The sequence below is a fragment of the Micromonospora sp. LOL_015 genome (genome assembly GCF_048060275.1).
Lineage (GTDB): Bacteria > Actinomycetota > Actinomycetes > Mycobacteriales > Micromonosporaceae > Micromonospora_E.
The window spans coordinates 126620-140037 of record NZ_JBHMIO010000011.1; the positions used below are offsets into that span (position 1 = coordinate 126620).

At 70.3% G+C, this 13418-nt stretch carries 13 protein-coding genes; 10 read left to right on the forward strand and 3 right to left on the reverse strand.

Features of this window, described 5'->3' with window-relative positions; genetic code table 11:
- Position 1 precedes the first annotated feature (1 nt).
- Positions 2 to 961, forward strand: a complete 960-nt coding sequence (locus tag ACFHWU_RS12675) for an NlpC/P60 family protein (RefSeq protein ID WP_416590625.1) — start codon at positions 2 to 4, stop codon at positions 959 to 961.
- Positions 962 to 1058: 97 nt separating this feature from the next.
- Here the strand turns inward: ACFHWU_RS12675 and ACFHWU_RS12680 are convergent, their stop codons facing one another.
- Complete coding sequence (locus ACFHWU_RS12680; protein ID WP_416553775.1) at positions 1059 to 2051, reverse strand: sigma-70 family RNA polymerase sigma factor; 993 nt, start codon at positions 2049 to 2051, stop codon at positions 1059 to 1061.
- A 442-nt stretch (positions 2052 to 2493) separates the two neighbouring features.
- Complete coding sequence (locus ACFHWU_RS12685) at positions 2494 to 3177, reverse strand: dTMP kinase (protein ID WP_416590626.1); 684 nt, start codon at positions 3175 to 3177, stop codon at positions 2494 to 2496.
- Positions 3178 to 3449: 272 nt separating this feature from the next.
- Here ACFHWU_RS12685 and ACFHWU_RS12690 point away from each other — a divergent pair, with 272 nt between their 5' ends.
- The 9 genes from ACFHWU_RS12690 (at position 3450) to ACFHWU_RS12730 (ending at position 11855) form a co-directional block, all read left to right on the forward strand.
- Positions 3450 to 3740: a hypothetical protein gene (locus ACFHWU_RS12690; RefSeq protein ID WP_416553559.1), complete on the forward strand. Its 291-nt coding sequence runs from the start codon at positions 3450 to 3452 to the stop codon at positions 3738 to 3740.
- Between the two features lie 29 nt (positions 3741 to 3769).
- Positions 3770 to 4459, forward strand: coding sequence for a metallophosphoesterase family protein (locus tag ACFHWU_RS12695; protein ID WP_416590633.1), 690 nt, complete (start codon positions 3770 to 3772; stop codon positions 4457 to 4459).
- A gap of 49 nt (positions 4460 to 4508) precedes the next feature.
- Positions 4509 to 4652: a GPGG-motif small membrane protein gene (locus ACFHWU_RS12700; protein WP_199757467.1), complete on the forward strand. Its 144-nt coding sequence runs from the start codon at positions 4509 to 4511 to the stop codon at positions 4650 to 4652.
- 186 nt (positions 4653 to 4838) lie between these two features.
- A complete protein-coding gene (locus tag ACFHWU_RS12705) occupies positions 4839 to 5297 on the forward strand; it encodes a TspO/MBR family protein (protein WP_282234336.1) in 459 nt (152 codons plus the stop codon).
- Positions 5298 to 5460: 163 nt separating this feature from the next.
- On the forward strand, positions 5461 to 6807 hold the full coding sequence (locus ACFHWU_RS12710) for an ABC transporter substrate-binding protein (protein ID WP_416590627.1): 1347 nt from the start codon (positions 5461 to 5463) through the stop codon (positions 6805 to 6807).
- 89 nt (positions 6808 to 6896) lie between these two features.
- A complete protein-coding gene (locus tag ACFHWU_RS12715) occupies positions 6897 to 7961 on the forward strand; it encodes a carbohydrate ABC transporter permease (RefSeq protein WP_416568921.1) in 1065 nt (354 codons plus the stop codon).
- A gap of 5 nt (positions 7962 to 7966) precedes the next feature.
- The gene (locus tag ACFHWU_RS12720) at positions 7967 to 8935 is read left to right on the forward strand and encodes a carbohydrate ABC transporter permease (protein WP_416553551.1); all 969 of its coding nucleotides are present in this window, start codon (positions 7967 to 7969) and stop codon (positions 8933 to 8935) included.
- Between the two features lie 46 nt (positions 8936 to 8981).
- Positions 8982 to 10043 carry a LacI family DNA-binding transcriptional regulator gene (locus ACFHWU_RS12725; protein ID WP_416553549.1) on the forward strand — a complete coding sequence of 354 codons (1062 nt, stop codon included), beginning with the start codon at positions 8982 to 8984 and terminating at the stop codon, positions 10041 to 10043.
- A gap of 108 nt (positions 10044 to 10151) precedes the next feature.
- Positions 10152 to 11855 (forward strand): glycoside hydrolase family 13 protein, encoded by a 1704-nt coding sequence (locus ACFHWU_RS12730; protein WP_416590634.1) that lies wholly within the window; start codon positions 10152 to 10154, stop codon positions 11853 to 11855.
- Here the strand turns inward: ACFHWU_RS12730 and ACFHWU_RS12735 are convergent.
- On the reverse strand, positions 11824 to 13227 hold the full coding sequence (locus ACFHWU_RS12735) for an MFS transporter (protein ID WP_416590628.1): 1404 nt from the start codon (positions 13225 to 13227) through the stop codon (positions 11824 to 11826). The two genes, ACFHWU_RS12730 and ACFHWU_RS12735, sit on opposite strands and share 32 nt — an antisense overlap.
- Between the last annotated feature and the right edge of the window lie 191 nt (positions 13228 to 13418).

The following is a 13418-nucleotide window of genomic DNA, read 5'->3' on the forward strand; positions in this document are numbered from 1 at the left end:
CTTGTCAACAGCGCGGATTCTGCTGCGCACCCTGATGCTGGCCGGCGTAAGCCTCGGCCTGGTGGTACCGGCGACCGCCGCGACCGCCCAGCCGACGGTCAGCGAACTCACGCAGCAGATCGACGAGGAATCCGAAGAGCTGGCCAAGGTCGTCGAGTCGTACAACCGGCTCAGGGAGGAGGCCAAGGCCACCCGGGCGGCGGCCGAGGAGATCGACGCCAAGCTCGGCCCGCTGCAGGCCGAACTCGCGGCAGCGCAGACCGAGGTCGGTCAGATCGCGGTCAACGCGTACAAGACCGGCGGGTTGAGCACCGCGAGCGCCCTGCTCGACGGCACCTCCGGCAGCTTTATCCACCGGCTCGGCACCCTGGACCACCTGGCCCGGGACCGGCAGCAGCGGCTCAGCGAGTTCACCAGCACCCAACTGACCTACCTGGCCGAGCAGGAGAAGCTGCAGGCGGCACTGAAGAAGCAGGACGCCCAGGTCAAGGAGCTCGCCGACCGCAAGAAGAGCATCGAAGCGGACATCGACGAGCTGATGGACAAGCGGGAACGGGCCTACGGTGCCGCGAGCCAGACCGGCTCGTCGTACACCGGAACCGTCCCGTCGGTGTCCGGTGCCGCCGGCTCGGTCGTCGAGTTCGCGTACGGAGCCATCGGCAAGCCGTACGTCTGGGCTGCCAGCGGCCCGAACGGTTACGACTGCTCGGGCCTGACGCTTGCCGCGTGGCGTACCGCCGGCAAGAGCCTGCCGCACAACGCGGCGATGCAGTGGGACGTGGTCGCGAAAATCGACCGTGGCGCACTGCAGCCCGGTGACCTGGTGTTCTACAACGGTCTCGCCCACGTCGGCCTGTACGTGGGCGGCGGCCAGGTGATCCACGCACCCACCTTCGGCCGTACCGTCGAGCTGGCCAGTGTGGACATGATGCCGCCGTACGGCTACGGCCGGGTCCGCTGACCCGGTCGCTCGCGCGACACTGCCGACGGCCCGGCATCCGCCTTGCGGATGCCGGGCCGTCGGCAGTTCGTCGGTGGGTTGTCAGTTCATCGGCGGATCAGGCAGCCTGCAGTCCCTCCGCCCGGGCCAGCTCCCGCAGCCGGCCCAGCGCCTGGATCTCCAGCTGACGGATGCGCTCCCGGGACAGTGAGAAGCGCGAAGCGACCTCGGTCAGCGAGTGCTCCCGCCCGTCCTCCAAGCCGTACCGGGCCCGCATGATGCCGGCGGACCGGTCGTCCAGGTGGTTGAGCAGGCCCTCGATCCGCTGCCGCTCCAAACCGGTGAGCACGATGTCCTCCGGCGACGGTGCGTCGCTGTCGGCCACCAGGTCGCCCAGGTTGGTGTCGCCGTCGTCGCCGACCGGGGTGTCCAGCGACACCGTGTCCTGCGACCACCGCACCAGCTCGTGCACCCGCTCGACCGGCACGCCGAGCGAGGCGGCGATCTGCTCCGGCTCCGGGTCCGAACCGAGCTCCCGGGTCAACTGGCGGGCCACGTTGCGCATCCGGTTGACGTCCTCGACCAGGTGCACCGGAAGCCGTACGGTCCGCTCCTGCTGGGCGATCGCCCGGCTGATGGCCTGCCGAATCCACCAGGTCGCGTAGGTGGAGAACTTGAAACCACGCTCGTAGTCGAACTTCTCCACCGCGCGGACCAGACCGGTGTTGCCCTCCTGGATCAGGTCCAGCATCGGCATCCCGGACCGGACGTAGCGGCGGGCGATCGACACCACCAGACGCAGGTTGGCCCGGATGAACAGGTCCTTGGCCCGTTCACCCTCGACGACCAGCCGCTCCAGCTCCTCGCGGCTCACCCCGGCCCGCGGCACGCCCTGCTCCAGCAGGTGCTCCGCGTACAGACCGGCCTCGATCGCCTTGGAGAGGTCGACTTCCCGGGCCGCGTCGAGCAGCGGCGTGCGGGAGATCTCATGCAGGTAGACGCCAACGAGGTCCCGCTCCTCGGCGACCTCGTCGGTCCGCAAAGCCATCGTCTTCTCCACGTTGCTCACGGTCCCCTCGTTAACCCCACGTCGTGCCCTGTCACCTGCGATGCGCATCTCCATCAGCCTCTCCCCCGTCACGTCCGCCTCCGATCCGGCGAACCTGATGTGGCAGGCCCGCCGTATGGCGCCGACACCTGCACAACAGATGAGACGCGTCAGGGATTCCGTCTCGTGAGTCGAAGCTGACACGATTGCCTGAATAATTGCTGTGAGCGGGATTGGCGTTTCCTGCCAGGCTCCTCGATCGCCACGCTGCGTCGGGCCGGCCGACTGCCCGATGCACTCAGGTCGGCGGGGCGTGGCAGACTCCCAGCACACCACGACACCGGGCAGGGGCGCAGCGATTCCCGTCACTACCCCTCCTGCGATCCTCGTCACTGCCCGCCCGGTCGGTTGGTCCTGGCCAACGCCGGTCGGTTGGTCCTGGCCAGGAGTACGGCCCGAGCGGGGTGCACGGTTCATCACCACCCGACAGACACCGGCCTGCGGGTCACGACGCACGCGAATCGTCTGGATCCGGCCGCCACGAGGCGCCGGCTGGACGGCCGTCGTCCGGCCGCCATTCGGTCAGCCGCTGCCGGATCACTGCGGCGACCTGGGCGGCCGTGCCCCGGGCGTCGATGGCCACGAACCCGGCGGCCTCCGGCAGCGACCCGTATGCGGCCGCGCTGGTCGCCAGGAACTCCAGCGACTCGTGGTCGGTGCCCCGGGCGTCGATCCGCCGGGCCGCTTCGGCGGGCGGCAGCAAGAGTAGGAACGTCACGTCCGGTTGGGGAAACACCCGGTAGGCCAGCCGGGCGGGCCGCTCCCAGTGGCCTGCGCCGTGGGTGCGGATGCTGGCGTACTGGCAGACCGCGTACCGGTCCATCACCGCGATCGCCCGGCGTGAGCCGAGCACCGACCGGGCGATCGCGAGCCAGCGCAGCAACGCCTCGAGGAACATCAGCCCGCCACGGCCGACCATCCGTCGGGCGTCCGGGCGGCCGATCCGGACCGCCAACCGGTCGAGCCAGCGTCGACCGCCGGCGTTGCGCCAGTACCGGGCGGGCCGGCCGGCGGCGGTCAGCGCCTCGGCCAGCAGGTGTGCCTGAGTGGTCTTGCCGACCCCGTCGATGCCCACCAACGCGATCCGTCGCAGCCCGGCCGGCGGCGACCAGGCCGGATCGGCATCCACTGTGCTCCCTGCGGGGTCCGGTGGCGGGCATGGCGACACGGCTGACGACGTGGACTGTACGGGCGACGGCGGGCGGGACGCGGGCCGGGACGGTGACTCTGATGGTGACGGTGGCGCATGGGTCACTGTGACGAGCACTTTCCCAACGGTAGCGAGCACGTGCACGTCGTCACCCCGCTCGCCCACTGTCACGCGCCGTGCCCGCACGCACGAACCGGCCGGGAACGGGTATGCCACCGACGGGCACCCGACGACAGCCAGGAGGTGGGGCAATGACCCGGATATCGGGGCAGTCGACGCGACAGACCGGGCCGGACCGGCTCGACGGCTACACCGAGGCGGCGGTGCAGCGGCTGCTCAGCGAGCACGCCGACACCGCCGAGCAGGGGGTGGGCGTCTCTCGCCGGGACCACAGCCTGGTGCTGTGCGGCGAGGTCGAGAGCGCCCACCGGCGGGCGGAGATCGTCCGGCTGGTGGCCGAGCGCTTCCCCGGCGTACGCCTGATCGTCGACATCGTCGTCAGTCGCACCACCGTGCCGACCGAGGCGGAGGAGCTGTCGTGATCCGCGTCGCGGCCGTCGGAGACGTGCACATGGACAGCGACGTGCTGGGCCGGTTCCGCCCAGCGTTGGCGCAGCTCGGTGACCGGGCCGACGTCCTGCTGCTGGCCGGCGACCTGACCCGGCACGGCACGGAGTCGGAGGCGCGGTGCGTGGCCGACGAGTTCGGCGGTCTGGCGGTCCCGGTGGTGGCGGTGCTCGGCAACCACGACCACCACTGTGACCAGGTGCCGCAGCTGGTCGGGATACTCAGCGACGCCGGGGTCACGGTGCTCGACGGCGACGGCGTGGTGGTGGACTGCCCCGGCGGCCGGCTCGGGGTGGCCGGGGTCAAGGGGTTCGGGGGCGGGTTCGCCGGGCGGTGCGCGAGCCGGTTCGGCGAGCCGGAGATGAAGGCGTTCGTCGCCACCACGGCGGACGCCGCAGATCGGCTACAGGCGGCGCTGGTCGGGCTGGACTGCGACGTACGGGTGGCGCTGACCCACTATTCGCCGGTGCCGGAGACACTAGCCGGCGAGCCGCCCGAGATCTACCCGTTCCTCGGCTCCTACCTGCTTGCCGAGGCGATCGACGCGGCACCGACCGACCTCGCGGTGCACGGCCACGCCCACTTCGGCAGCGAACGGGGCACCACCCCCGGTGGGGTTCGGGTCCGTAACGTCGCCCATCCGGTGATCAAACAGGCGTACAGCGTGTATTCGCTCGCCGGGTCGGCCGCTTGACCAGACTGGTGCAGGTTTCCGTCGCCGGTCGCAAGGGTATTCAGCGGCCATGGAGCTACTTCTCTGGATTCTCGCAGTCGTCCTGGTCGTCGCCGGCGTTCTCGCGCTGTTCCGTCGGCAACTGCTCTGGGGCATCGTGCTGATCGTCGTCGGGCTGCTCGTCGGTCCCGGTGGCGTGAGCCTGTTCGCTTGACGGTGCCGGGCGTACCCCCGGCCCCCTCAACCGACATCGACCTGACCACATCTACCCCGAGCCTGCCGGCGCCGCCGGACCGGCCCGCTCCTCCCTATTGCGGACCGGTGCCGGCGGCCCCGGCCTGACCTGTTGTTTCCCTGGAGTCGCTACGCGCTCCCCAATTTGCTGTTCCCTGGAGTTGCCATGCGCTCGTGGTGGGGTCTACCGGTGTTCCTCGGCCTGGTGGCGGCGGCTGCGGCGGTCGGGGCGTTCGCCGCCCGCGACGCCGGTTCCCGGTACGCCGAACTGGTCCAGCCGTCCTGGGCACCGCCGTCCTGGCTGTTCAGCCCGGTTTGGACCATCCTGTACGTGCTGATCGCCGTCGCCGGGTTCACCGTCTGGCGACGGGCCGGTGCCGGCCTGGCGATCGCCAGTTGGCTGGCCCAGCTGGTGCTCAACGCCGCCTGGACACCGCTGTTCTTCGCCGCCGGCCGGTACGGTCTGGCGTTCGCCGAGATCGTGCTCCTCTGGCTGCTTGTCGGCCTCACCGTGGTGCTGTTCTGGCGAGTCTGGCGACCAGCCGCTCTGCTGATGGTCCCGTACTGGGGCTGGGTCACCTTCGCCGCCGCGCTGAACCTGTCCATCTGGCAGCTCAACAGCTGAGTAGCGGGTCAAGGTTTCCGAATCGTTACTGGCTCGTAGCTGCTCAGGACTGGACGCACTTCCATTGCAAGCGCTTACATGTGTAGACGCCCAGACAGCAACCGATCGGCGCAGCCCGACTGCGGGGACGCGGGGCCCGCCGGCCAGGAAGGGAGAACGCTACATGGCGGTCTTCACCAGACCACGCCAGGTCTTCGCGCTCGCCAGCGTGCTCGGGCTGGCTCTCGCCTCGACGGCGTGTGTTTCCGACAGCGGCACCAGCGCGGACCCGGATTCCGAGGAATGCGCGTCATACAGTGACTACCAGGGCAACGACGGCACCGAGGTGACGATCTACGCCTCGATCCGCGACGCCGAGGCGGACCTGCTCGAGCAGTCCTGGAGCGAGTTCGTCGACTGCACCGACATCGACATCCGCTACGAGGGCAGTGGCGAGTTCGAAGCCCAGCTGCAGGTGCGGGTGGACGGCGGTAACCCGCCGGACATCGCCTTCATCCCGCAGCCCGGCCTGCTCGGGCGGTTCGCCGAGGCCGGCCAGCTGCAGGCCGCCTCCGACGGGACCAAGGCGATGGCCGAGGCCAACTACAGCGAGGACTGGCTGGCGTACGGCACGGTCGACGGCACCTTCTACGGCGCCCCGCTCGGCTCCAACGTCAAGTCCTTCGTCTGGTACTCGCCGAGCATGTTCGCCGACAACGGCTGGACCGTGCCGGAGACCTGGGACGAGCTGATCGCGCTCAGCGACGAGGTCGCCGCCACCGGCACCAAGCCGTGGTGCGTCGGGGTCGAGTCCGGTGACGCCACCGGCTGGCCGGCCACCGACTGGATCGAGGACATCATGCTCCGGACCCAGACGCCGGAGGTCTACGACCAGTGGACCACCCACGACATCCCGTTCAACGACCCGCGGGTCGCCGAGGCCGTCGACCAGGCCGGCTCGATCCTCAAGAACGAGGAGTACGTCAACGGCGGCTTCGGTGGCGTGGACAGCATCACCGCGACCTCGTTCCAGGATGCCGGCACCCCGATCCTCGACGGTGACTGCGCGCTGCACCGGCAGGCCAGCTTCTACGCCAACCAGTGGCCGGAGGGCACCGAGGTGGCCGAGGACGGCGACGTCTTCGCGTTCTACTTCCCGACCAACGACCCGAGCGCCGGCCAGCCGGTCCTCGGCGGTGGCGAGTTCACCGTGGCCTTCGCCGACCGGCCCGAGGTCCAGGCGGTGCAGACCTACCTGGCCTCGCCGGAGTACGCCAACAGCCGGGCCTCGCTCGGCAACTGGGTGTCGGCCAACACCGGGCTGGACATCGCCAACGTGGAGAACCCGATCGACCGGCTCTCCGTGGAGATCCTGCAGGACGAGAACACCACGTTCCGCTTCGACGGATCGGACCTGATGCCGGCCGCGGTCGGCGCGGGCACCTTCTGGCGCGGCATGGTGGACTGGCTCAGCGGCCAGAACACCGAAGAGACCCTCGACTACATCGAAGGCTCCTGGCCGACCAGCTGACACCACGCGGCCGGCCCACCCACGAGCACACCGGGGGTGGGCCGGCCGCACCATAGCTGGCTCCGGTCGACGATCCGTTGGGAGGGCGGATGTACTTCGACTTCGCTGAGCAGTACCCGAAGCTGTTGATGCTGCTGTACGGCCTGATCGCGTTCGTGGTGATCGTCGGCGGCATGCTGCTGTTGCTCGACGCGGTGCCGAGCTGGTTCGCCCGCCGACGGGAGCAGCGGCTGATCGCGGCCAGCGCCGGTGGTGGTGGCGGATCGGTGCCGATCGGCCGACCCCGACGCGGCGGCGAAGGCCTGTTCGGCCTGTTCTTTCTGCTGCCGGCCCTGCTGCTGCTCGGCATCGGACTGGTCATCCCGGCGCTGCGCACCACCGTCCTGTCGTTCATGGACGGACGCAGCGAGAACTGGGTCGGCCTGGAGAACTACCGCTGGATGTTCTCCCAGGACGAGATCATCCAGGTGCTGACCAACACCCTGATCTGGGTGATTCTGGTGCCGACGGTGGCGACCGCGATCGGCCTGCTCTACGCGATCATGGTGGACAAGGCCCGGTTCGAGGCGCTGGCCAAGTCGCTGGTCTTCATGCCGATGGCGATTTCCTTCGTCGGCGCCAGCATCATCTGGCGGTTCGTCTACGCGTACCGGGGCGGCGAACAGGAGCAGTACGGCCTGCTCAACTACCTGGTCACCCTGTTCGGCTTCGAGCCGCAGCGCTGGCTGCAGCTCAACGCCCCGCTGAACACGCTGCTGCTGATCGTGGTGATGATCTGGATCCAGGCCGGGTTCGCGATGGTGGTGCTCTCCGCCGCGATCAAGGCGATTCCAGCCGACATCATCGAAGCCGCCCGCCTCGACGGGGTGAACGCCTGGCAGATGTTCTGGCGGGTCACCATGCCGAGCATCCGCCCGGCGCTGATCGTCGTGGTGGTGACCATCTCGATCGCCACCCTGAAGGTCTTCGACATCGTCCGGACGATGACCAACGGCAACTACGACACCGGTGTGATCGCCAACGAGATGTACAACCAGGCGTTCCGCTACGGCCAGAACGGCTACGGCTCGGCCCTGGCGGTGTTCCTGTTCGTGCTGGTCATCCCGATCGTCATCTACCAGATCCGTAACCTGCGCAAGCAGCGGGAGGTGTGACACCCGTGACCACCACCACGCCCCCCGTGGCCGCTCCGGCCAGCAGCGGGGAGGAACGGCCCCGTACCCGGGTCGGCCGGGTCCGCAAGCGGCTCAACACTCCGACGGCGACGATCGTCGCGATCGTCATCGCGGTGATCTGGACCATCCCGACGTTCGGTCTGTTCGTCTCCTCGTTCCGACCGGCCGAGGAGATCCGGACCACCGGTTGGTGGACCTTCTTCACCGACCCGCAGGTCACCCTGCAGAACTACCAGGACGTGCTGTTCGGCCGGTCCTCGTCGTCCGGGCAGTTGTCCAGCTACTTCGTCAACTCGCTGGTGATCACCATCCCGTCAGTGCTGTTCCCGCTGGCCTTCGCGGCACTGGCCGCGTACGCGCTGGCCTGGATCAACTTCCGCGGCCGGGACCTGATCTACATCTGCATCTTCGCGCTGCAGATCGTGCCGCTGCAGATGGCGCTGGTGCCGTTGCTGCGGTTCTTCTCGCAGGGCACCACGATCGGCGGCGTCACCATCACCCCGCCCTGGGGGCTGGACAGCTACGAGCGCTACGTCCAGGTCTGGTTCGCGCACACCTGTTTCGCCCTGCCGCTGGGGGTGTTCCTGCTGCACAACTTCGTGTCGCAGCTGCCCAAGGACCTGATGGAGGCGGCCCGGGTCGACGGGGCCAGCCACCCGAAGATCTTCCGGACCATCGTGCTGCCGCTGATCGCCCCGGCGCTGGCCGCGTTTGGCATCTTCCAGTTCCTCTGGGTCTGGAACGACCTGCTGGTCGCGTTGATCTTCGCGGGCGGCGAGAGCCGGGTGGCACCACTGACAGTACGGCTGGCCGAACTCGCCGGCACCCGAGGTGATCAATGGCAACGCCTGACCTCGGGCGCCTTCGTCTCGATCATCGTGCCGTTGATCGTCTTCCTCTCCCTGCAGCGGTACTTCGTCCGAGGGCTGCTGGCCGGCAGCGTCAAGGGCTGACCACGGGGCGACGCCGGCCGCGACCACGCGGGCGAGGTGATGATCCATGACCAGAATCGACGACGTCGCCCGGCTGGCCGGGGTCTCCACGGCGACCGTCTCGCGGGCCCTCCGGGGCCTGCCGACGGTCACCGAGGCGACCCGGCTACGGGTGCTCGACGCCGCCGCGCAACTCGGATACATCGCCTCGCCCAGCGCGTCACGGCTGGCCGGCGGCAAGACCCGGGCCGTCGCGGTCGTGGTGCCCCGGATCACCCGCTGGTTCTTCAGCACCGTCGTCGAAGCCGCCGAGGACACGCTGCAGGAAGCCGGCTACGACCTGCTGCTGTACAACCTCGGCGGGCGGGAGAACGCCCGGCAGCGGATGCTGCACACCGCCAGCCTGCGCCACCGGGTGGACGCGTTGATGCTGGTCGCCACCCCGCTGCACCGGTCCGACTTTGCCGCCATCTCCGCGTTGGGCATGCCGGGGGTCACGGTCAGCTCCGGCACCGGCGTACCCGGCTGGCCCAGCATCCGGATCGACGACGTGGCCGCCGCCCGGACCGCCACCGGCCACCTGATCGGGCTCGGGCACCGGCGGATCGCCCACATCTCCGGCAACTCCGGCGAGGAACTGGCCTTCACCGCCCACCTGGACCGCCGCCGCGGCTACCGGGAAGCGCTGGTCACGGCCGGCCTCACCCCGGACCCGGCACTGGACCTGGAGGGCGATTTCACCATCGCCGGCGGCGGACTGGCCACCGCCGAACTGCTGCGCCGTGGCCCGGTGCCGACCGCGATCTTCGCCGCCTGCGACGAGATGGCGCTCGGCGCCATCGCAGTTCTGCGACAGGCCGGACTGCGGGTGCCGGCGGACGTCAGCGTGATCGGCATCGACGACCACGACGTGGCCCGGGTGGTCGGGCTGACCACCGTCGCCCAACCCGCCGCCGAGCAGGGCCGACTGGCCGCCGGCACGCTACTCGGCCCACTCGCAGCCGAAACGCCGCCCAACCCGCTCGCAGCCGGCACGCCGCCCGCCGCCGCCACGCCGACCGACACGGTGACCCTGCCCACCCGACTGGTGGTCCGCGAGTCGACCGCGCCACCCCGGGAAACCGGGTGACCGCACCGGCGGACCTGGTAGACCCACGTACGAGGCACCGCTGCCCCGGCGGCCAGGGCGTTCCTGGCTGCGGGGAAGCCCGCCAACCAAGCTGAGCTGAGGAGCACACTGGTGAACACGCCATCGACCCGTACCCGAGACGGTGCCGGGACCCGTACCCGAGACGGTGCCGGCACCGACTGGTGGCGGGAGGCGGTCATCTACCAGATCTACCCCCGGTCGTTCGCCGACTCCGACGGCGACGGCATCGGTGACCTGCCCGGCGTCGTCGCCCGGCTGGACGATCTCGTCGCCCTCGGCGTCGACGCGATCTGGCTGTCACCGTTCTACCCGTCGCCGCAGGCCGACGCCGGCTACGACGTGGCCGACTACCGCGACGTCGACCCGATCTTCGGCCGGCTCGCCGACGCCGACCGGCTGATCGCCGAGGCCCACGACCGGGGGCTGCGAGTGATCGTCGACCTGGTGCCGAACCACACGTCGTCGGCACACCCCTGGTTCGTCGAGGCGCTCGGCGCCGAGCCGGGCAGCTCCGCCCGGGACCGGTACGTTTTCCGCGACGGACGCGGCCCAGATGGGGACCAGCCGCCGAACAGCTGGCGGTCCGTCTTCGGCGGCCCCGCCTGGACCAGGGTCGACGGCCCGGACGGCACGCCGGGCCAGTGGTACCTGCACCTGTTCGACGCCGGCCAGCCCGACCTCAACTGGGACTCGGCGCAGGTTCGCGACGAGTTCGTGGCCATCCTGCGGTTCTGGCTGGACCGGGGCGTCGACGGCTTCCGGGTCGACGTGGCGCACGGCCTGGTCAAGCAGGCCGACCTGGCCGACTGGCACTACCCGGAGGAGACCACCTCCGGCGACCACGTCGACCAGCCCCGGCCGCCGATGTGGGACCAGGACGGCGTACACGAGATCTACCGGCAGTGGCGGTCGGTGCTGGACGAGTACCCCGGGCAGCAGATCCTGGTCGCCGAGGCGTGGGTGCAGCCGGCGGAGCGGCTCGCCGCGTACGTCCGGCCGGACGAGATGCACCAGGCGTTCAACTTCGAGTACCTGGAGGCGGCGTGGACCTCCGAGGCGCAGCGTACGGTGATCGAACGGTCGTTGGCCGCCACCGAAGCCGTCGGCGCGCCCACCACCTGGGTGTTGTCCAACCATGACGTGCTGCGCCACGCCACCCGGCTGGCGCTGCCGATCGGCGCGGCCCGGCCGCGCGGCATCGGCGCGAACGACCCGCAGCCGGACACCGCGCTCGGGCTGCGCCGGGCCCGCGCCGCCACCCTGCTGATGCTGGCGCTGCCCGGCTCGGCCTACCTCTACCAGGGTGAGGAGCTGGGTCTGCCGGAGCACACCACGCTGCCGGACGAGGTCCGGCAGGACCCGACCTGGCGGCGCACCGACCACACCGAGCGCGGCCGGGACGGCTGCCGGGTGCCGATCCCGTGGGAGGCGGACAGCCCGTCCTACGGGTTCGGGCCGACCGACGCCAGCTGGCTGCCGCAGCCGCCGGTGTGGGCCGAGTACGCCCTCGACCGGCAGCGCGACGTGCCGGGGTCGACCTACGAGCTGTACCGGACAGCGTTGCGGCTGCGCCGCAAGCTCGGGCTCGGCGCCGGCCGGCTGCGGTGGCTGGAGTCACCGGAGGACGTGCTCGCCTTCTGCGTCGACGAGGTGACCGTGGTGACGAACTTCGGTGCCGAGCCGGTGTCCCTGCCGCCGGGCACCGAACCGCTGATCGCCAGCGGCCCGCTGAACGGCAGCGGACGGGTCCCGACCGACGTCACCGTCTGGGCCCGGCAGCGCGTTCGCTGAGCAGGGTGTGCACGTCGTCGATGTCACGCGGGGCGGTACGGGACGCCAGCCAGTACATGATCCCGGTCGGGATGAAGAACAGCTGGAACATGGCCAGGCCGACGGCGTAGTTCAACGGCGGTGGGACGACACCGCCGACCGCCCGCAGGGCGACCGGCAGCAACGCGTTGCCGGTCGCCCGCCCCACCCCGTTGACCAGGTTGCCGAGGCTGTAGACGGTGCCCCGGTGCTCCGGCGGGTTGACGTCGGCGATCAACGCGAACCAGTTCGGCGAGTTCGCCGACGTCAACGCCAACGCGAGCAGCGCGGTGAGGAAACTCAGCCCGATCGTCGGCTCGGTGAGCACCCCGCGCAGCACGGCGGCGGTGACCGCACCGGCACCGGCACCGTCGGGCACGTCGATGCGCATCGGCACGAAGAACAACACCAGGTAGAACGGCACCGCCGCGAGGATGCCGACCGCCGCGACCAGGGCCCGACCCCGAGGGGTACGCCGTTGCAACCGGTCCCCGACCAGCCCACCGACGATGGACAGCGCCCCGCCGAGCTGGAACAGGGTGGCGAAGACGCTGCCGACGATGATCGCCGTACCGGCGGTGTAGCCCTGCTCCTCGGCACGGGCCCTAAACAGCGCCGGCAGCCAGACCAGCGAGCCGAACGCGACCTGGGCGGTGAGCCCCTGCGCCACCAGCCAGACGTTGGTCCGCCGCCGGGCGATCGTCGGCAGGTCGGCCCGGCTGATCCGGTGCTCGTACTCACCGCCGGCGGCGAACCGGTCGGCCAGCTCCGGCTGACTCTGCCCGCGCCGCACGTCGTAGGTGAACAGGTACGCGACCGTGGCGGCCAGCCCGGCGGCGGCCAGCACCAGGAACGGCCGCCGCCAGTCGGCGTGCCCCAGCAGCCCGCCGAGCAGCGTGCCGGCCAGCGTGCCGACGCCCTGCGACAGCCCCCAGAAGCTCATCACCAGGCCCCGCCGGCCGGGGGTGATCAGGTCGCTGACCACGGAGAAGCCGACCGAGGCGACCGCGCCGAGGCCGACGGCGGCGACCAGCTGCGCGGCGAAGAACAGCGGATAGCTGCCCGCGAGTGCAGTACCGACCGCGCCGAGCCCCCAGATCACCGTACCGGCCATCAGCAGCGGTTTGCGGTCGCCTCGGTCGCCGACGTACGCCCAGCCAACCGCGGCGATCGCGCTGACCAGGAAGGTCGCGGCGGTGACCGCCCCGATCGCCCCCTCCGGTACGGCGTACGTGTCGGCGATGCTGCCGTACAGCGGCGGGACCAGGCCGATCGCCACGTTGTCCAGCGAGGCGAGCACGATGAACACGACGACGCTGTAGATGCGGTGCGCCCGCCCACCGGTCAGCGTCATGCCGCTGAGTATGGGACAGCGGGCGAGCCGACCCTGCACGCGGTGTCGCCCTGGCTGCCTGCCACCGGGGCGACACTGCAATGGTTGTCGATGTAAGGTGCCGTTGCCACGCACCACCGTCTGGCAAACCGGGTCTTCGCATTTAGTCGGGGTGGTGTTGTGGTCCGGTTACCCAGAGTCGATTGCGGTTG

What these genes read in the sequence shown, in the direction of transcription:
- ACFHWU_RS12690 (WP_416553559.1), top strand. Translation starts at nt 3,450, where the DNA reads ATGACCCGGATATCGGGGCAGTCGACGCGACAGACCGGGCCGGACCGG.
- ACFHWU_RS12695 (WP_416590633.1), top strand. Translation starts at nt 3,770, where the DNA reads ATGGACAGCGACGTGCTGGGCCGGTTCCGCCCAGCGTTGGCGCAGCTC.
- ACFHWU_RS12700 (WP_199757467.1), top strand. Translation starts at nt 4,509, where the DNA reads ATGGAGCTACTTCTCTGGATTCTCGCAGTCGTCCTGGTCGTCGCCGGC.
- ACFHWU_RS12705 (WP_282234336.1), top strand. Translation starts at nt 4,839, where the DNA reads ATGCGCTCGTGGTGGGGTCTACCGGTGTTCCTCGGCCTGGTGGCGGCG.
- ACFHWU_RS12710 (WP_416590627.1), top strand. Translation starts at nt 5,461, where the DNA reads ATGGCGGTCTTCACCAGACCACGCCAGGTCTTCGCGCTCGCCAGCGTG.
- ACFHWU_RS12715 (WP_416568921.1), top strand. Translation starts at nt 6,897, where the DNA reads ATGTACTTCGACTTCGCTGAGCAGTACCCGAAGCTGTTGATGCTGCTG.
- ACFHWU_RS12725 (WP_416553549.1), top strand. Translation starts at nt 8,982, where the DNA reads ATGACCAGAATCGACGACGTCGCCCGGCTGGCCGGGGTCTCCACGGCG.
- ACFHWU_RS12735 (WP_416590628.1), bottom strand. Translation starts at nt 13,227, where the DNA reads ATGACGCTGACCGGTGGGCGGGCGCACCGCATCTACAGCGTCGTCGTG.